At 57.8% G+C, this 19,391-nt stretch carries 17 protein-coding genes; 10 read left to right on the forward strand and 7 right to left on the reverse strand.

The genetic code is table 11. The annotated features are described in order from the left end of the window. Positions 1 to 184: 184 nt before the first annotated feature. The 7 genes from CWM52_RS19135 to queG form a co-directional block, all read right to left on the reverse strand. A complete protein-coding gene (locus tag CWM52_RS19135) occupies positions 185 to 1,318 on the reverse strand; it encodes an NAD(P)-dependent alcohol dehydrogenase (protein ID WP_100685595.1) in 1,134 nt (377 codons plus the stop codon). A 21-nt stretch (positions 1,319 to 1,339) separates the two neighbouring features. Further along, complete coding sequence (locus CWM52_RS19140) at positions 1,340 to 2,812, reverse strand: benzaldehyde dehydrogenase (RefSeq protein ID WP_100685547.1); 1,473 nt, start codon at positions 2,810 to 2,812, stop codon at positions 1,340 to 1,342. Positions 2,813 to 3,048: 236 nt separating this feature from the next. Continuing rightward, a complete protein-coding gene (locus CWM52_RS19145; RefSeq protein WP_206057727.1) occupies positions 3,049 to 3,810 on the reverse strand; it encodes a SphA family protein in 762 nt (253 codons plus the stop codon). 43 nt (positions 3,811 to 3,853) lie between these two features. After that, positions 3,854 to 5,338, reverse strand: a complete 1,485-nt coding sequence (locus CWM52_RS19150) for an AMP-binding protein (RefSeq protein WP_100685548.1) — start codon at positions 5,336 to 5,338, stop codon at positions 3,854 to 3,856. Positions 5,339 to 5,436: 98 nt separating this feature from the next. Next, the gene (locus tag CWM52_RS19155) at positions 5,437 to 6,267 is read right to left on the reverse strand and encodes a p-hydroxycinnamoyl CoA hydratase/lyase (protein WP_100685549.1); all 831 of its coding nucleotides are present in this window, start codon (positions 6,265 to 6,267) and stop codon (positions 5,437 to 5,439) included. Between the two features lie 14 nt (positions 6,268 to 6,281). Then, positions 6,282 to 6,767, reverse strand: a complete 486-nt coding sequence (locus CWM52_RS19160) for a MarR family winged helix-turn-helix transcriptional regulator (RefSeq protein WP_100685596.1) — start codon at positions 6,765 to 6,767, stop codon at positions 6,282 to 6,284. Positions 6,768 to 7,346: 579 nt separating this feature from the next. Beyond that, positions 7,347 to 8,486, reverse strand: coding sequence for a tRNA epoxyqueuosine(34) reductase QueG (gene queG, locus CWM52_RS19165; protein ID WP_100685550.1), 1,140 nt, complete (start codon positions 8,484 to 8,486; stop codon positions 7,347 to 7,349). 13 nt (positions 8,487 to 8,499) lie between these two features. On the opposite strand from queG, the gene nnr reads away from it, so the two are divergent. From nnr to CWM52_RS19215, 10 genes are all read left to right on the forward strand, one after another. Further along, positions 8,500 to 10,011 carry a bifunctional ADP-dependent NAD(P)H-hydrate dehydratase/NAD(P)H-hydrate epimerase gene (nnr, locus tag CWM52_RS19170; RefSeq protein ID WP_165785417.1) on the forward strand — a complete coding sequence of 504 codons (1,512 nt, stop codon included), beginning with the start codon at positions 8,500 to 8,502 and terminating at the stop codon, positions 10,009 to 10,011. Continuing rightward, on the forward strand, positions 10,004 to 10,462 hold the full coding sequence (gene tsaE, locus CWM52_RS19175; RefSeq protein ID WP_100685552.1) for a tRNA (adenosine(37)-N6)-threonylcarbamoyltransferase complex ATPase subunit type 1 TsaE: 459 nt from the start codon (positions 10,004 to 10,006) through the stop codon (positions 10,460 to 10,462). The genes nnr and tsaE overlap by 8 nt, the downstream gene beginning before the upstream one ends. 11 nt (positions 10,463 to 10,473) lie before the next feature. After that, entirely contained in the window at positions 10,474 to 11,808 is a 1,335-nt protein-coding gene (amiB, locus tag CWM52_RS19180) for an N-acetylmuramoyl-L-alanine amidase AmiB (RefSeq protein WP_100685553.1), read from the forward strand. A 10-nt stretch (positions 11,809 to 11,818) separates the two neighbouring features. Continuing rightward, positions 11,819 to 13,684: a DNA mismatch repair endonuclease MutL gene (gene mutL / locus CWM52_RS19185; protein WP_100685554.1), complete on the forward strand. Its 1,866-nt coding sequence runs from the start codon at positions 11,819 to 11,821 to the stop codon at positions 13,682 to 13,684. Next, positions 13,677 to 14,627: a tRNA (adenosine(37)-N6)-dimethylallyltransferase MiaA gene (gene miaA / locus CWM52_RS19190; protein WP_100685555.1), complete on the forward strand. Its 951-nt coding sequence runs from the start codon at positions 13,677 to 13,679 to the stop codon at positions 14,625 to 14,627. Before mutL ends, miaA begins: the two co-directional genes overlap by 8 nt. 92 nt (positions 14,628 to 14,719) lie before the next feature. Then, a complete protein-coding gene (hfq, locus tag CWM52_RS19195; RefSeq protein ID WP_100685556.1) occupies positions 14,720 to 15,028 on the forward strand; it encodes an RNA chaperone Hfq in 309 nt (102 codons plus the stop codon). 254 nt (positions 15,029 to 15,282) lie between these two features. After that, positions 15,283 to 16,563 carry a ribosome rescue GTPase HflX gene (gene hflX / locus CWM52_RS19200; protein WP_100685557.1) on the forward strand — a complete coding sequence of 427 codons (1,281 nt, stop codon included), beginning with the start codon at positions 15,283 to 15,285 and terminating at the stop codon, positions 16,561 to 16,563. 65 nt (positions 16,564 to 16,628) lie between these two features. Further along, entirely contained in the window at positions 16,629 to 17,882 is a 1,254-nt protein-coding gene (hflK, locus tag CWM52_RS19205; protein WP_100685558.1) for an FtsH protease activity modulator HflK, read from the forward strand. A 2-nt stretch (positions 17,883 to 17,884) separates the two neighbouring features. Next, positions 17,885 to 18,889, forward strand: coding sequence for a protease modulator HflC (gene hflC / locus CWM52_RS19210; RefSeq protein ID WP_100685559.1), 1,005 nt, complete (start codon positions 17,885 to 17,887; stop codon positions 18,887 to 18,889). A gap of 219 nt (positions 18,890 to 19,108) precedes the next feature. Further along, positions 19,109 to 19,306 carry a DUF2065 domain-containing protein gene (locus CWM52_RS19215; protein ID WP_054829130.1) on the forward strand — a complete coding sequence of 66 codons (198 nt, stop codon included), beginning with the start codon at positions 19,109 to 19,111 and terminating at the stop codon, positions 19,304 to 19,306. Positions 19,307 to 19,391 lie beyond the last annotated feature (85 nt).

Here is a 19,391-nt window from a genome sequence, read left to right on the forward strand (position 1 = left end):
GAGCACGACCTTGCCAAGGTCGGGGTCGCGAGTTCGAGTCTCGTTTCCCGCTCCAGATTTACTTCCATAAAATTCCACACGATCCATAAGCCACTGGAAACAGAGCATCACGCCTTTTTTCATCCATGCTGCGTCGACTAAAAACCCCTGTTCCTGTGATATTTACCATCCATTTTTAAGCTCATCAACACCGATGCGTCGGCACCGCTTGCGTGAAACAGGATGGCATGCGAACGATAGCCTTGACCGTTACGCCTCGTTCGGAATCGTGGATAGCCTGATTGATCTGTTCGAACGGGTAGAACGTCACCAGCTTATCGAACGGAAAACGCCCCTGGCGGTAAAGATCGATCAGGCGAGGGATAAGGACGTCCGGGGTACTTTCTCCCTCAACGATGCCCCGCACGCTGCGACCTGCCGACATCAGCCGGGTCAGGTCTAAGGTGACTTCCTGGTTTGATGCGCCGACAATGCCGCAGACTCCACGCGGAGCCAGTGATTCGACGGCCTGGCGTACGACAAGCGCGTTGCCGGTGGTATCCAGCGCATAATCCACACCGTAGCCGGTAATGGCGCGGATCTCTTCATCGGCATCCTTGTCACCGCCGTTGATCGTGTGGGTCGCCCCCAGTTCCCTCGCTAAGGCGAGACGGCTGTCATGCCGGTCTACAGCGATGATTGTGCCTGCGCCAACCAGCCGACAGGCCATAATCGCACTTAAACCGACGGAACCGACGCCGAACACCGCAATGCGTTCTCCGGCCTGAGGGCGCAATACATTGAGGATTGAACCGGCACCCGTCTGAATCCCACAGGCCAGGGGACCAAGGAGTTCCAGCGGCACATCGGCGGGGACCTTGACGATATTGCGCTCATCGCAGATGGCGAATGTCGCGAAGGAAGATTGACCAAAGAAATTTCCGTGTATCTTCTCGCCTGCGGCCGACAGAGTCGTGCTGCCATCCGGGCGGACGGCGAAGAAGTTCCGTGGAAAGAACTGGTGACAATAGGCCGTGGCATGATCCAGACAACTCGGGCAGTGACCGCAGGAAGCAAAGGTCATGACGACCGGATCGCCGGGCGCGACTTTGCTCACCGCGCTGCCGGTCTTCTCGACAATGCCGGCGCCCTCATGACCGAGGACCACCGGGAAGGGGACCGGTAATTGCCGATCGCGAGCAACCAGATCGGTATGACAAACGCCAGTGGCCACCACTCGTACGAGGATCTCATTGGCGCGAGGCTCGTCGATAGAGAGGGTTTCCAGCGACAGTTCGCCGCCCGGCATGCGGGCGACGGCAGCAAGGATGTCAGGCATAAACATGTCTCCTGGTTCAGGTCAGAACGGATATTGTGGGATCTGGTCCTGGATCGTGACCCATTGCCAGTGGGTATAGAGATCAAGATCCGAGCTCCCGCCGACGCTGGTACCATTACCGGAGGCACCGCTGCCGCCGAAGGGGTTAACCACTTCGTCAACAACGGTCTGGTCGTTGATATGCAGCAAGCCGGTATTCAGACGTTCGCTCAGCGCCAGAGCACGCCCGACCGAGCCGGAAAGAATGCCGACGGACAGACCATATTCAGTGTCGTTGGCCAGCGCGATGGCTTCCTCATCGGTATCAAACGGGATAACGCTGACGACAGGCCCAAACACCTCTTCCTGATAGGCCCGCACGCCGGGAGCCACTCCCGACAACACCGTTGGCAGGTAAAATAAGCCTTCATACGTGCCGCCCGCCTCAACCACCGCCCCCTGCGCGACAGAATCACGAACCACCTCAACCACATGTTCGAGCTGACGTTTATCGATGACTGGGCCGAGCGCAGCCTGGCTTGTCGCAGGATCGCCAACGGATAATCGACAGGCTTTTTCGACCAGGCGGCGGGTGAGTTCAGCAGCCAGCGAGCGCTGTACAAGGACGCGACCGGTAGCCATACAGATCTGCCCTTGATGGAACCATCCGCCAAACGCCACCGCTGATGCCGCGCGATCGATATCCGCATCATCAAGAACGATCAGCGAATTTTTCCCCCCCAGCTCCAGCGAAACCTTCTTCAGGTGGCGACCGGCGAGTTCACCGATCTTGCGTCCTGCCGCCGTTGAGCCGGTAAAGGCAATCATCGGGACCCCAGGGGCCTCCACAAGCGCTTGTCCGGCATCGGCTGCGCCGGGCAGCATATGCAGCAGCCCTTTGGGCAGTCCGGCCTGCTCCAGCGCAGCGGCGATCGCGACGCCGCCGCTGAAGGGGGTGCGGGGGTCCGGTTTGAGAATCACCGCGTTGCCAAGCGCCAGCGCTGGCGCGACGGAGCGTAGACCCAATACCAGCGGGAAGTTGAAAGGTGAGATCACGCCAACCACGCCAAGCGGCAGGCGTCGCGCGAGACTCAGCCGCCCCGATCGGCTCGGTAGGACCTCCCCTGATGGTTGCAGCGGAATGGCGGCCGCTTTCTGGAACTGGACGATGGCTTCGGCAACCTCCAGCTGACCCTTGGCGAAAACCCCGCCGGTCTCCCGCGCAATTAAGGCGGCAATTTCTGCGCGTTCGGCGTCGAGGGCCTGGGCGGCACGCAGCATGACCGCCGCGCGTTCACGCGGCGGTGTGGCCGCCCAGTCTCGTTGCGCCGCGCGAGCCGCGATAACGGCAGTTGCGACCTCTTCGGCCCCGGCGCGTCCGACAACATGCAGAGGCTGTCCGGTAGCGGGCTCTTGCACCTGCAGCGTACCGGACGCTGAGGCAATCCACTCGCCGTTGAAAAGGCATCCGTTCCAGCGGGCAACATTAACGATGGTAAGGGCGTGCTGATTCATGCTGATAGCTCCAGTTTTAAACAGGTGGCCAGTAACCCTTCCAGACGGGAAGCCTCTGTCCACGGATCGTATGATTGACCTGTATGCGCCGATCGCAGCGCCATTTTTTAAAAGGTATGAATGTACTGCACGTTCAGGCTGCTACCCGCGCTGGCGTTTTTGACCTCTATCGGGAAATACAGATTGACGTTAAGGAGATCACCGCTCTTCCACTTCCACGACGCCCCCGGCCCCAGCTAGAACCCGCTCTGGCGCGTTCCCTGCACGCGCTGACCGTTGTGAAAGCGAAATCCGTTGAGTTCCGGTACATTCGCGGCCTTGCTGGTACGGAAATTGTAGATGTAGTTGAGACGGGTACTCAGTTCCCACTCCGGTGTGGGCAGTACGGTCATGGCCCACACTGCCGATGCCGACCACTGTCCGGAACTCTGGTTGAGGTTGCGGCTACGATCGAAGCTACCGACCGGTGCAATAGCGCTGAGTTCGAAACGCTGTGAAAACACCGGCCTTCCGTCGCGCATCACCGGTAACATCTGAATGTAAGGGCCGAAAGTGAAGTCTCCGACCCCGAAACCGTTATCGCTGAGCTTCGCCGGACTGTCATGGGCAAATGAACTGTCCAGATTCACCAGGGTGCCGATCATATTCAGACCGAGCACTCCGCCGAAGATTTTGCGATCGCTGGCGTAGATGAACTGGACCTGACCTGCCGTGACGTCGATCCGGGGATCGCGAAACGCGGGAGAGTCTTTGCCATCGCGGTCTTTGATCGCATTCGCATGGGTATGCCGCAGGTAAAGGGCCATTCCCCAGCCAGGCGTAGTGCGGGTGAAGCCATCCAGAAAACTGGTCCCTCCTGTGTTGATACCCGTCGGCATGGAGACGGACTGCGGGACGTCCTGGGCAAGCGCCGGGCAGGGCGCCAGCGCTGACGGTAACCAGACATGCGGGTGAGGTATCATGGACCGTATTGAGCGGCGGCAGGCTGCTTGTTGCATGACAGAATCCTCCTGAGGCGTGGTGGCCGATCTGGTGTCGGCGTCAATGTTCCGCGTTGCGGAACAATTCTCTGAGCCGCGCTCTCTGCAGTTTTCCGGTCGCCGTGCGCGGGAGTTCGGCTACGATCTGGATATATCGGGGGATCTTGTAGCGGGCCAGACGTGCGCTCAGAAACGCTCGCACCTCGTCTTCCCGTAATTCGGGCTGTGCGGCAACGACCGCCAGATACCCGGCCTCTCCCCACTGGGGATCGGGTACGCCGACGACCGCGCATTGGGCGATAGCCGGGTATTGTGCCAGTACCCTCTCGATTTCGGCCGGGTAGACGTTTTCTCCGCCGGAGATGTACATGTCCTTCTTGCGATCGACAATCCAGAAAAAGCCCTCTTCATCGCACAGAACAACGTCGCCAGTGGCAAACCAGCCATGGGCATCAAACGCCCTGTCGGTGGCTTGCGCATCCCGCCAGTAACCGGAAAAAAGATTAGGACCGCGTAGCCATAATTCGCCGGGCGTTCCGGGCGGGCAGTCATGCCCGTCAATGTCGACAATACGCGTCTGAACAGTCGGTCCTGGCAAGCCGACGGAGCCAGGGCGGGTGCGAATGACCTCTTTCTCGACCGACATGCCGAATACCGTTCCGGCTTCACTCATGCCAAAGCCGGGTACCATTGCTACGCCGTCGTCCAGCCAGGCGACGAGGCTGTTGACCGGGTGGGGGGCGCCACCGGTCACCACAGCCGTCAGGCGGCGTAATGGGGCCGGGTCGAACTGGGGCTGGCTGCGGAATGCCTCCATCATTTGTGGGACGCCAACATAATGACTGACAGCAAGCTGCGGGTCCGACAGCCAGTTCAGGGTCCGTTCCGGCTCGAATCCATTTGACACAAGGATGGAACCGCCATGCATAAGCGCGGATCGGATATTGATGACCAGGCCAATGACGTGGAACATTGGGGCATCGCATAAAAAGCAGCTATCGGGCCCTACCCGGGTACAGGCGCTGAAATTGATCGCGCTCTGCCGTAGATTGTCTTCGGTCAGCATTACGCCCTTAGGCTGGCCTGAAGTCCCGGAAGTAAACAGCAGCACGCTGAGGCGATCGGGCCCGGACGCAAAGCCCTGCGCTAAGGGCGCTCGTAAGCTGGCTTCGCGCACGAAACTGTCCAGCGCAATGGCGGCGGGAAAGCGTGCAGCCATGTCGTCACCCAGCAGCAGCCGGGGTTCAGCAAGCGCTATCAGCGACTGGAGTTCGCTATCGTTGAGTCGCCAGTTCAGCGGGGCATAGATGGCCCCGACACGCGAACAGGCAAAGTGGAGGGCGACCAGTGAAACGGAATTCCGCGCCAGAACCGCCACCCGATCGCCGGGCTGGCAACCCCGTTCACGTAGTTGTGCTGCCAGCAGATCGGTGAGGCCATTGAGGTCAGCATAGGTCCATGTTTGTCCAGTGCTTAGATCGCGCGCTGCCAACCGGGTCGGGGAGAGGCGCGCATGTAGCGAAATTGAATCATCGGGTAGAAACATGGTGCTGAGATCCTCATTATTGAACCACAGGCATGGGCTGGCGACGCGTCGCCAGGCTTCTGCACCCGCAGGTTTCTGGACACCTGCGGTAGACGGTATTACCCCGGTTTGTTTCTGCTCACGTCGTAGCCGCCGAGCCCCGGCTTGTAACTCTTCTCATCAATGAACTGGCGAATACCTTCCTTGCGGCCATCAGGGTCGAAGCTGTTGGCCGCTTCCTGCAGGCGAACCAGGTAGTCTTCCGCCTCGTCGTAGGTCATGGCGCCGACGCGGCGTACCGCATCCTTGGCGTACTTGAGTGTGATAGGGTTTTTCTTCAACAGCAGTTCGGCAACCTCGCGGGTACGTTCCTTCAGCTGTTCCAGCGGTACGCTTTCATTGACCAATCGCCATTCGGCCGCCTTCCTGCCGTCGATTCGTTCTCCTGTGAGGGTCAACCACATCGCGTCGCGAAACGGGAGCAGTTCTACCGCGACTTTGGTGACGCCACCGCCGGGCAAAATTCCCCAGTTGATTTCCGATAAGCCGAACTGGGCTTCATCGGCCGCGATGGCAAGGTCGCATGCGAACAGGGGACCAAAGCCGCCGCCGAAGCACCAGCCGTTAACCATCGCGATGGTCGGTTTCTGAAACCAACGCAGACGGCGGAACCAGCCGTAGGACTCACGCTGGGACTGCCGGGTGCCGCGCAGCCCCTGAGCTTCGGTTTCCCTGAAGTACTCCTTCAGATCCATTCCCGCAGACCAGGCCGACCCCTCACCACCGAGTACAAGCACCCCGATCCGATCGTCGAATTCAATTTCATCAAGTACTTCCATCATGCGGCGGTTGAGCGTTGGACTCATGGCATTGCGCTTGTCGGGGCGGGCGAAATCGACCCAGGCGATACGATCTTCGATACGGACCGACACGACATCTTTCTCGTTCATAGCGTTCTCTCCTGTTACGGCAAGCTGGGAAGGGGGGTGGATACATCCTCAGTCTCCGGGGATTGAGCCACCTCCGACGGTCTTGAGGCATTGAGTTTCTGGAGCAGGTGCAGCAGTTGCTCACGCTCCTCTGCGGTCAAACCTTGACAGGTTCGATCGCTGGCTCGCGCAAGCCGGTGGGTGGCATCGGTGAGCACCTGTTTTCCGTGCGGCGTCAGAGTCAGGCCGCGGCTGCGACGATCGCGCCCTTCACTGCGCTCGATCAGACCGGCTTCAGCGAGTGCGTTTGCTATCTTCATCCCTGCCGCGCGATTAACGAGCAGCCGCTGGCCTAGCTCAGTCTGATCGCAGCCTGGTTGTTCGCGAATATGGACCAGGGCGGTGACGCGAGCGGGGGTCAGTTGTAGATCGACCAGCTCCTGCCTTGCCTCGTGATTGGACGTCAACGTCGCGAGCTGTAGCTGGTAACCGATGTCGTTGTTGAGTTGCGGTGACGGCATTGTGCATTCCCTATATTGTATCCAGTGGATACAATATAGGTGGAGGAAAACGAATATTGCAAGTTTATTTTTTGAACAATTAAGCGGGTTTTCTATCGACGACAGGGACTGCATCCGTCGCTTCTGGATTTGCTGCTGCGGTGGGGCCTGTCGCGCGGGGTATCCGCCTGGAGGGAAATTTTTCTGGCGTAAGGCTTGCTATCCGCGTGAAGCTAGTCCATAATCCTTACCTCTCTGCCGTCCGTATTTCAAAAAATATCATGAAATCAAAAGGTTAGAGACAAACAGCCCGTTTATTTCCAGCATCCGCATCTCTCCACGAATTGAGTTTATCCACAGTGCAAAGTCGCACAGGGGATGCTTTCCACTGTCGAAAGAAAAATACTGTAAACAGAGTTATCCACAGGTTAAACTCTCGCCGTCTGACGTCGAAAAACTTCAGTTTTTGAATGATATAAATATATCTATTTGATATTTAATAATAAAATTTCATTCCAAAGTGTTAATGCGATCACTTGACGAACGTCTGCGTGTTGAAACGCAATGTGTTTTTGTTTTTATTCACAGCCTGTGAATGAATCAGGCATCTCTCGGCAACCCTTTCTCAATCACCCGGACCAGACGCTGTTTCTTCGGCAGTTGCACTTCAACGACGTTGGCATTGCGTTTGTCAATTTGTTGCGCCACCGCCCACTCAATGTGTTCATCGAGTAGTGGGTGCTCACCTCGGCGACTTTCCAGCGCGGTAAGGTGCGCCTCATCCCAGGCCGCATTGCCCAATGCGACGGCAATATTGCGTAGCCAGCGCAGATGGCCAATCCGGCGGATGGCAGAACCCTCCGTCACCTTCAGAAAATGCGCCTCGCTCCAGGCAAACAGTTCTATCAGCGGCGGCGCATGTAGCGCCTGGCGTGGGCTGAAATCCGCTTCGTCGGTTAACTGCGAGAAGCGGTTCCACGGGCAAATCAGCTGGCAGTCATCGCAGCCGTAGATGCGGTTACCGATAAGCGGGCGAAGCTCCTCGGGAATGGCCCCTTCCAGCTCAATGGTCAGATAAGAGATACAGCGGCGGGCATCAACGGTATAGGGTTCGACAATCGCGCCGGTGGGGCAGATAGTCATGCAGGCCACGCAACGGCCGCACTCTTCCGTCACCGGGCTGTCGATGGGCAGCGGAATATCAACGAGCAGTTCGCCGAGAAAAAAGAACGATCCGGCATCGCGGTTAAGAATCAGCGAGTGCTTGCCGGTCCAGCCAAGCCCCGCTTTTTCCGCCAAAGGGCGCTCCAGAATGGGCGCGGAATCGACAAACGGTCTAAAATTGAGCGAAGTACACTGTTCCTGAATCAGCTCTCCAAGTTTTTTCAGGCGGTTACGCAACAGCTTATGATAATCACGCCCGAGGGCATACCGGCTGACGTAACCCAGCGAGGGATCTTTCAGGGTGCGGGCAAAAGCGGCGTTGGCGGGGAGATAGTTCATCCGCACGCTGATCACGCGTAACGTACCGGGCTGGAGCTCATGGGGACGGGCGCGCATCATGCCGTGACGCGCCATCCATTCCATCTCGCCGTGGTATTGTTTATCCAGCCATGCCTGCAGTTTAGGTTCGCTGGCGCTGAGATCGGTATCGGTAATCCCGACCTGCTGGAACCCCAGTTCAGTGCCCCATTGCTTGATTTGCTGCGCTAACTTATTGAGATCGAGGGGCTGAGACATGATGGACCATACAATGACGAAAAACCCTGTAAGTATACCACACTTCATCTGGCCGGCGGATGCGCTGCGGTGCGCGGAAAAAGCGGCGGCGGACAGTCTGGGCCTGACGCTGTTTGAGCTGATGATGCGGGCCGGGGAAGCGGCTTTTCAGCGGGCGCGAGCCGACTATCCTGCCAGCCGGCACTGGCTTATCCTCTGCGGTCATGGCAATAACGGTGGTGACGGCTACGTGGTGGCACGCCTGGCGCAGGCCGACGGCATCGCCGTCACGCTGCTGGCCCTTGAGAGCGAAAAACCGCTGCCGGAAGAAGCCCGCGCCGCGCGTGATGCGTGGCTGAGCGCCGGTGGCACCATTCACGCCGCGGATATTCCCTGGCCACAGGATATCTCTCTGATTATCGACGGGCTGCTTGGCACCGGGCTGCATAGCGCTCCACGGGAAAATATCGCGACCTTAATCCAGCGTGCGAATGCGCATCCTGCGCCGGTTTTGGCGCTGGATATCCCCTCGGGACTCAATGCGCAAACCGGTAGCACCCCCGGCGCGGTGATAGATGCGGCCTGCACAATCACCTTTATCGGCCTCAAGCCCGGGCTGCTGACGGGTAAAGCCCGGGATGTGGTTGGCCGCCTGTACTACCACGCGCTGGGACTCGAAAACTGGCTGGCCGCGCAGACGGTGCCGCTACGGCGTTTCGATGCGTCACAGCTGGCCGACTGGCTCCCTCCCAGGCGTCCGACATCGCATAAGGGCGATCACGGTAAGCTGGTGATTATCGGCGGCGATCGCGGTACCGCCGGCGCCATCCGCATGGCTGGCGAAGCGGCATTACGCGCAGGCGCGGGTTTGGTGCGAGTGCTCACTCACAGAGAAAACATTGCCCCTGTTGTCGCCGCCAGACCTGAATTAATGGTCCACGAGCTGACGACGCAGAGTGTTGATGACAGTCTGCAATGGGCCGATGTGGTGGCGATTGGCCCCGGCCTTGGACAACGCGAATGGGGAGCCCAGGCGCTGCGCCAGGTACGGGATTGTCGCAAGCCGATGGTATGGGATGCGGATGCGTTGAACCTGCTGGCAATCAATCCCGATAAACGTCACAATCGTGTGCTGACGCCGCACCCCGGTGAAGCCGCCCGTATGTTGAACTGCAACGTAGCAGAAATTGAAAGCGATCGCTTACTTTCTGCGCAACGTCTGGTAAAACGGTACGGAGGTGTGGTCGTGCTGAAAGGCGCGGGCACGGTAGTGGCCAGCGAAGCAGGCGAGATGGGTATTATCGATGCCGGCAATGCCGGGATGGCCAGCGGCGGAATGGGCGATGTGCTGACCGGTATTATCGCCGCGCTGTCAGGACAACGGCTGACGCCGTATGATGCTGCCTGCGCCGGCTGTGTGGCGCATGGTGAAGCCGCTGATCGCCTGGCTGCCCGTTATGGCAGCCGCGGGATGCTGGCGACCGATCTCTTTTCCACGCTCAGGCGTGTTGTTAACCCGGATGTGATTGACCTGAACCATGATTAACCGAGTGATTCCTTTAGCCGATGAGCAGGCAACTTTAGACCTTGGTGACCGTATTGCGCAGGCCTGTACTGGCGCGACGGTTATCTATCTGTATGGCGATTTAGGGGCGGGTAAAACGACCTTCAGCCGCGGCTTTTTGCACGCGCTCGGCCATCGCGGGAATGTCAAAAGCCCGACCTATACGCTGGTGGAGCCCTACACGCTCGACAATCTGATGGTGTACCACTTTGACCTGTATCGTCTGGCGGACCCTGAAGAGCTCGAATTTATGGGGATCCGTGATTATTTTGCTAACGACGCCATCTGCCTGGTGGAGTGGCCACAACAAGGTGCGGGTGTCTTGCCTGAGCCGGATGTCGAAATCCATCTTGCGTATCAGGCACAAGGGCGTGAGGCGCGCGTAACGGCGGTCTCTGCATTGGGTGAGTCTTTATTGACGCGTTTAGCCTGAAGGATAACGGGATGATCTATCGCATAACCAGTTGGCTGGCCGCGACGCTGATGCTGTTGAGCATTCAGGCCACAGCGGCAAGTTTATCCGATATCCAGGTTGCCAATGGAGATCAGCAGGCCCGTATTACGATTAGCTTTATCGGCGATCCCGAATACTCGTTCAGTCCGCAGGGCAAGCGTACCGTGGCGCTGGATATTAAGCAGAGCGGTGTGCTACAGGGGCTGCCGCTGCTGTTTAGCGGCAACAATCTGGTGAAAAGTATTCGCGCGGGAACGCCGCAGGATACCCAGACTCTGCGCCTGCTGGTGGATCTGACGGAAGATGGTAAAACGCGCGCGGTGAAGCAGCAAAACGGCTCAAACTACACCGTAGTTTTCACGATTAATGCCGATGCGCCGCCTCCGCCACCACCGCCGCCGCCGGTGGTGGCTAAACGGGTTGAAACGCCGGTGCAGCCATTACGTCCGGCTGAACCCGCGCGCAATCCGTTCAAATCGTCCGGTAGCGAACGACAAACGGCGATGACCAGCAGCCAGGGCACAGCGCGCCCGGTGAGTCGCGCGGTGGCGTCGGATGATAAGGTGATTATCGCCATCGATGCCGGTCACGGTGGGCAGGATCCTGGCGCGATTGGACCGAACGGTACCAAAGAGAAGAATGTCACCATTGCCATCGCCCGCAAACTGCGCGCGCTGTTAAATGCCGATCCGCTATTCAGGCCGGTGTTGACCCGCGATGGGGATTACTTTATTTCGGTGATGGGGCGTTCGGACGTGGCGCGTAAGCAAAACGCTAACTTCCTGGTATCTATTCATGCCGATGCGGCACCGAATCGCGATGCCACCGGCGCGTCGGTATGGGTGCTATCCAACCGTCGCGCGAACAGCGAGATGGCCGGCTGGCTCGAACAGCATGAGAAGCAGTCTGAACTGCTCGGCGGGGCGGGCGATGTGCTGGCGAACAGCCAGTCCGATCCCTACCTCAGCCAGGCGGTGCTGGATTTACAGTTCGGGCATTCTCAGCGCGTTGGCTATGATGTGGCAACGGATGTCTTAAGCCAGCTGCAGCGGGTGGGCGATCTGCATAAACGGCGTCCTGAGCATGCCAGCCTTGGCGTATTGCGCTCGCCGGATATCCCGTCGATCCTGGTGGAAACCGGCTTTATCAGCAATACCGGGGAAGAGCGTCTGTTGGGGAGCGACAATTACCAGCAGCAGATTGCCGAAGCTATTTATAACGGTCTGCGTAACTACTTTACGCAACATCCGCTTCAGTCGGCACCGCGCGGAGAGACAGCCCAGACCGCCAGCGCCACTTCGCCTGGCAGGACGTTGATTAATTAAGGAGTCAGTCATGCCGATTCAGGTTCTACCGCCGCAGCTCGCCAACCAGATTGCCGCAGGTGAGGTGGTGGAACGTCCGGCGTCGGTGGTGAAGGAGCTGGTAGAAAACAGTCTCGATGCTGGCGCGACGCGAATTGATATTGATATCGAGCGCGGCGGCGCAAAGCTTATCCGCATTCGCGATAACGGCTGCGGGATCAAAAAGGACGAGCTGGCACTGGCGCTGGCCCGTCATGCCACCAGTAAAATTGCCACGCTTGACGATCTGGAAGCGATTATCAGCCTCGGTTTTCGCGGTGAAGCGCTGGCCAGTATCAGCTCGGTCGCCCGGCTGACGCTGACCTCCCGTACCGCGGAGCAGCAGGAGGCCTGGCAGGCCTACGCCGAAGGGCGCGATCAGGCGGTGACCGTCAAACCCGCGGCGCATCCGGTGGGAACCACGCTGGAAGTGCTGGATCTGTTTTACAACACGCCGGCGCGGCGCAAGTTCATGCGCACCGAAAAGACCGAGTTTGGCCACATCGATGAAATCGTCAGACGCATTGCGCTGGCGCGTTTCGACGTCACCATTAACCTCAGCCATAACGGCAAAGCGGTGCGCCAGTATCGTGCGGTGCCTGAGGGCGGCCAGCGCGAACGGCGGCTGGGCGCGATCTGCGGTATGTCGTTTCTCGAACATGCCCTGGCGATCGAGTGGCAGCATGGCGATCTGACCCTGCGCGGCTGGGTGGCCGATCCTTTACATACCAACCCGACGCTGGCGGAAATTCAGTATTGCTACGTCAATGGCCGCATGATGCGCGATCGTTTAATCAATCATGCGATTCGTCAGGCCTGCGAAGATAAGCTGGGGGCCGACCAGCAGCCGGCATTTGTGCTTTACCTGGCGATCGACCCGCACCAGGTGGATGTTAACGTCCACCCGGCGAAGCATGAAGTTCGTTTCCACCAGTCGCGTCTGGTGCATGACTTTATCTATCAGGGCGTATTGAGCGTGCTCCAGCAGCAGCTTAACGTCCCGCTGGCGGAAGAACATGAAGCCGAGCCGCTGCGCCCGACGGTCCCGGAAAACCGGGTGGCGGCGGGGGGGAACCACTTTGCCCGACCGGCGGCGGCTCGCGAGCCCGCGGCGCCGCGCTATGGCAGCGAGACGCCGCGCCCGTCGTCGGGAGCCGCTGCTGCGGGCACCGCCAGCTGGCCGAATGCGCAGCCCGGCTATCAGAAACAGCAGGGGGCGCTCTATCGCCAGCTGCTGGAAACACCGGCGGTGGAACGCAAAAGCAGCGTGCCAGCGCCTGCCGCGGACGGGCTATCCGGCCACAGTCAAAGCTTTGGCCGCGTACTGACTATCGTGGCGGGGGATTGTGCGCTGCTGGAGCGAGACGGCAAGCTGGCGCTGCTGTCGCTGCCGGTCGCCGAACGCTGGCTGCGGCAGGCGCAGCTGACGCCGGAGGTTGAAGAGGTGTGCGCTCAGCCGCTGCTGATCCCACTGCGGCTGAAAGCGTCCGCCGCGGAGAAAGCGGCGCTGGATAAAGCGCAGTCGGCGCTGGCGGCGCTGGGTATCGATCTGCAGTCTGACGCGCAACATTTGACGGTTCGCGCCGTGCCTTTACCCTTAAGACAACAAAATTTACAAATCTTGATTCCTGAACTGATAGGCTACCTGGCGCAGCAAAAGGCATTCGACGTCGGCAACATCGCGCAGTGGATCGCGCGTAATCTGGCGAGCGAACATGCGCAGTGGAATATGGCGCAGGCGATTACCGTGCTGGCCGACGTTGAACGTTTGTGCCCGCAGCTGGTAAAAGCGCCGCCGGGTGGTCTGTTACAACCTGTTGATTTACATTCGGCGATGACTGCCCTGAAAGATGAGTGATACCACCACGGCGAGCCTGCCTAAGGCAATATTTTTAATGGGCCCGACGGCCTCCGGTAAAACCGCCTTAGCGATTGCGTTGCGTAAAATTTTACCGGTAGAGTTGATTAGTGTTGATTCCGCCCTTATCTATCGAGGAATGGATATTGGCACTGCCAAGCCAGATGCCGCGGAGCTGAGCGCTGCGCCGCATCGGCTGCTGGACATTCGCGATCCGGCAGAGGCTTATTCCGCGGCGGATTTTCGCCGCGATGCGCTGGCTGAAATGGCGGAGATCGTCGCAGCCGGGCGCATTCCGCTGCTGGTTGGCGGAACAATGTTGTATTTCAAAGCGTTGCTGGAAGGGTTGTCGCCGTTACCGTCGGCGGATCCGCAGGTCAGGGCTAAAATTGAGCAGCAGGCAGCAGAGCAGGGGTGGCACGCGTTGCACCGGCAGCTACAGGAGATCGATCCCGTTGCCGCCGCGCGTATTCATCCAAATGATCCGCAAAGACTTTCCCGGGCACTGGAAGTTTTTTTCATTTCGGGTAAAACTTTAACGGAACTGACGCAAACGTCAGGAGACGCTCTGCCGTACCAGGTGCATCAGTTCGCCATCGCCCCGGCGAGCCGTGAACTGCTCCATCAACGCATAGAACAGCGTTTTCATCAGATGTTGGCTTCGGGTTTTGAAGCAGAAGTACGGGCGCTTTTTGCCCGCGGAGATTTGCATACGGATATGCCTTCCATTCGTTGTGTCGGATACCGCCAGATGTGGTCATATCTTGATGGCGAGATCCCGTATGATGAAATGGTTTATCGAGGTGTTTGCGCCACGAGACAGTTAGCAAAACGTCAGATGACCTGGTTACGCGGCTGGGAAGATATTTACTGGTTAGAGAGTGAACATCCTGAACAGGCGCTCAACAAAGTATTACAGGTAGTTGGTGCGAGCCAGGACTGAACGTGTACAATCAAACGGTATCGTGCGTAATTTTTTTTAAGAATCGTCAGGTTCTGAGTACAAAACAAGCATACATATAAGGAAAAGAGAGAATGGCTAAGGGGCAATCTTTACAAGATCCGTTCCTGAACGCTTTGCGTCGGGAACGCGTTCCGGTTTCTATTTATTTGGTGAATGGTATTAAGCTGCAAGGGCAAATTGAGTCTTTCGATCAGTTCGTGATCCTGTTGAAAAACACGGTCAGCCAGATGGTCTACAAGCACGCAATTTCTACTGTTGTCCCGTCTCGCCCGGTGTCTCACCACAGCAATAATGCTGGCGGCGGTACAAATAACTATCACCACGGTGGTAGCGCGCAGGGTTCATCTGCGCCGCAGCAAGACAGCGAAGACACCGAATAAGGTTGATGCTGTTTTTCCATGCCGGGGAGCCAAGTTCATTCGATGCGTTTCAGGTTGCAGAAAGGCGGCGCGTAGTGACTCCCCAGCCATTTGCGTAAGTAAATGACTGGGGTGAATAACAAATTTGCCACGGGCAGATTTGAACGACGCGTGTGGCGGCCCGGCCAGAGTCGGGCAAGAAAGCCAACGTCCATGCGGCCTGAAAGACAACGGGTAACTGTGTTCCCCGCTGGTATTTTATAAGGGGTTTACGCTTGTTTGACCGTTATGATGCCGGTGAGCAGGCGGTGCTGGTACACATCTATTTTTCGCAAGACAAAGATATGGAAGACCTTCAGGAGTTTGAATCCCTGGTCTCCTCTGCCGGTGTCGAAGCAATGCAGGTGATTACCGGTAGCCGTAAAGCACCGCATCCAAAATATTTTGTTGGTGAAGGTAAGGCTGTCGAAATTGCGGAAGCCGTAAAAGCGACCGGCGCGTCAGTCGTGCTGTTCGATCATGCCCTGAGCCCGGCTCAGGAACGAAACCTGGAACGCTTATGCGAATGCCGGGTTATCGATCGCACCGGTCTTATTCTGGATATTTTTGCCCAGCGCGCGCGTACCCATGAAGGGAAATTGCAGGTTGAGCTGGCACAGCTGCGCCATATGGCTACGCGCCTGGTTCGCGGCTGGACCCACCTTGAAAGACAGAAAGGCGGAATTGGTTTGCGCGGCCCGGGTGAAACCCAGCTCGAAACTGACCGTCGACTCCTGCGCAACCGGATCATGCAGATCCTGTCGCGGCTGGAGAAAGTGTCAAAACAGCGTGAGCAAGGACGGCGGTCACGAGCCAAAGCCGATATTCCAACCGTCTCGCTGGTGGGCTACACCAACGCCGGAAAATCAACGCTGTTCAACCAGATAACGGAAGCCGAGGTCTACGCTGCGAACCAGCTGTTCGCGACGCTGGATCCGACGCTGCGCCGCATTGATGTTACCGATGTCGGCGAGACCGTACTTGCGGATACCGTTGGCTTTATTCGCCATCTGCCGCACGACCTGGTCGCGGCGTTTAAGGCCACTTTACAGGAGACGCGTCAGGCGACGCTGCTGCTGCATGTGATTGATGCCGCCGATGTCCGGGTGCAGGAAAACATTGATGCCGTCAATACGGTACTGGCGGAAATTGAGGCCGATGAGATCCCGACGCTGCTGGTAATGAACAAAATCGACATGCTGGATGATTTTGAACCGCGTATCGACAGAGATGAAGAGAATAAACCGATTCGGGTCTGGCTCTCCGCCCAGACCGGGGTTGGCGTACCGCTGCTTTTTCAGGCTTTGACGGAACGGCTTTCCGGTGAAGTAGCGCAGCACACGCTGCGTCTACCGCCACGGGAAGGGCGGCTGAGAAGTCGGTTCTATCAGCTTCAGGCGATAGAAAAAGAGTGGCTGGAGGATGACGGCAGCGTGGGTCTGCAGGTGCGCATGCCGATCGTTGACTGGCGTCGCCTCTGTAAACAAGAGCCAGCGCTGGTTGATTACGTGATTTGACCTTGCAGCTTGCCTGAAGATATTAACCCCTGTGGGGATATCAAAAACAAATATGGAGCATATACATGGCGTGGAATCAGCCCGGTAATAACGGACAGGACCGCGACCCGTGGGGGAGCAGCAAACCTGGCGGCAACTCTGAGGGAAATGGCAATAAAGGCGGTCGCGAGCAGGGGCCGCCCGATCTGGATGATATCTTCCGCAAGTTAAGTAAAAAACTTGGCGGTCTCGGCGGCGGTAAAGGGGGCCAGGGGAGCGGTAGCAGCTCTCAGGGACCGCGTGGCCCGATGGGTGGACGCATTGTCGGCATCGTGGCGGCTGCCGCGGTTATTATCTGGGCTGCCAGCGGTTTCTATACCATCAAGGAAGCTGAACGTGGTGTGGTCACTCGCTTTGGTAAATTCAGCCATCTGGTTGAGCCAGGTCTTAACTGGAAGCCAACCTTTATCGATAACGTTCAGGCGGTAAACGTTGAGTCGGTACGTGAACTGGCGGCTTCTGGCGTCATGCTGACGTCTGATGAAAACGTCGTGCGCGTTGAGATGAACGTCCAGTATCGAGTGACCGATCCTGAGCGCTACCTGTTTAGCGTGGCCAGCGCGGACGATAGTCTGCGTCAGGCGACCGACAGCGCCCTGCGCGGCGTGATTGGCAAGTACACGATGGACCGCATCCTGACCGAAGGTCGTACCGTTATTCGTAGCGATACCCAACGTGAGCTGGAAGAGACGATTCGTCCGTACAACATGGGGATCACCCTGCTGGACGTCAACTTCCAGACGGCGCGTCCGCCGGAAGAAGTGAAGGCAGCATTTGATGATGCGATTGCGGCGCGTGAGAACGAGCAGCAATACATCCGTGAAGCCGAAGCTTACACCAACGAAGTTCAGCCGCGAGCCAATGGTCAGGCGCAGCGTATCCTTGAAGAGGCGCGCGCGTACAAAACTCAGACCGTTCTCGAAGCACAGGGTGAAGTTGCGCGCTTTGCGAAGATCCTGCCGGAGTATAAAGCCGCGCCGGAAATCACCCGCGAACGTCTGTATATCGAAAGCATGGAAAAAGTGTTGAGCCATACCCGCAAAGTGCTGGTGAACGATAAAGGCGGCAACCTGATGGTTCTGCCTCTGGACCAGATGCTGAAAGGCGCCGGTGCCCCGGCGGCAAAGAGCGGTAGCAGTAGCGCGAGCGATCTGCTGCGTCTGCCGCCTGCATCCAGCTCAAGCAGTGCCAGCACCACGCCGACCACCACGGACGGCAGTATTATGGACCAACGCCGCGCTAACGCGCAGCGTAACGACTACCAGCGTCAGGGGGAATAACGATGCGTAAATCTGTTATTGCGATAATTGTCATCGTGCTGGTAGTGCTTTACATGTCGATTTTTGTCGTCAAAGAAGGCGAGCGTGGGATTACGCTGCGCTTTGGTAAAGTTCTCCGCGATAGTGAAAACAAACCGCTGGTCTATTCGCCGGGTCTGCACTTTAAGATCCCGTTTATTGAATCAGTGAAAATGCTGGATGCGCGTATTCAGACCATGGACAACCAGGCCGATCGCTTTGTCACCAAAGAGAAGAAAGACCTGATCGTTGACTCCTACATCAAATGGCGTATCAGCGATTTCAGCCGCTACTATCTGGCAACCGGCGGCGGCGACGTCTCCCAGGCCGAAGTGCTGCTGAAGCGTAAGTTCTCTGACCGTCTGCGTTCCGAAATTGGTCGCCTGGACGTCAAAGATATCGTCACCGACTCCCGCGGTCGTCTGACGCTGGAAGTACGTGACGCGTTGAACTCCGGTTCAGCGGGCACAGAAGACGAAGTCAGTACGCCGGCGGCCGACGATGCTATCGCTAAAGCGGCGGAGCGCGTATCGGCGGAAACCAACGGTAAGGTGCCGGTTATTAACCCGAACAGTATGGCGGCGCTGGGTATTGAAGTTGTCGACGTACGCATCAAGCAGATCAACCTGCCGGCTGAAGTGTCCGAAGCGATTTACAACCGTATGCGCGCCGAGCGTGAAGCGGTTGCGCGTCGCCATCGTTCACAGGGTCAGGAAGAGGCTGAGAAGCTGCGCGCAGCGGCGGACTATGAAGTCACCAGGACGCTGGCTGAAGCGGAACGTCAGGGCCGTATCATGCGCGGTGAAGGTGATGCGGATGCGGCGAAGCTGTTTGCCGATGCGTTTAGCCAGGATCCGGGCTTCTATGCCTTTATCCGTAGCCTGCGCGCCTATGAGAATAGCTTCCAGAGCAATCAGGATGTGATGGTTCTCAGCCCGGACAGCGATTTCTTCCGCTATATGAAATCGCCAGATTCGGCTCGCAAGTAAGTTATCGCGTGAGTAAAAAGGCGCCTTGAGAAAGGCGCCTTTTTTATGGGCGAAGTTTAATAAATAACTTGTAACACAATAAGTTATAGGTTTTTTTGTGCGACACCCGTTCATAATGAACGTGAAATACCGGACAATGTCGCAGGGGTCTGTTACCACATTACGCTGCCGCCGATGCCTGTCTGGGGCGGCGACGCGCTTTCTTTCTAAGGGTCCATAATGAACGCAACAATCTGGCTGGCACTGGCGCTGGTTTTAGTACTCGAAGGGCTCGGGCCGCTGCTTTATCCGCGCGCCTGGCGGCGGATGGTCGCGACCATGAGCCAGCTGCCGGATAATTTATTACGCCGTTTTGGCGGGGGGCTTGTGGTTGCCGGGTTTGTCATCTACTACATGTTGACGAAATCGATGGCCTGATCAAAAAGTGGTCAGACTTGCCTGGAATTGAGTGCAAAAAGTGCTGTAACTCTGAAAAAGCGATGGTAGAATCCATTTTTAAGCA

The sequence above is a fragment of the Raoultella sp. T31 genome, assembly GCF_002806725.1.
Lineage (GTDB): Bacteria > Pseudomonadota > Gammaproteobacteria > Enterobacterales > Enterobacteriaceae > Klebsiella > Klebsiella electrica.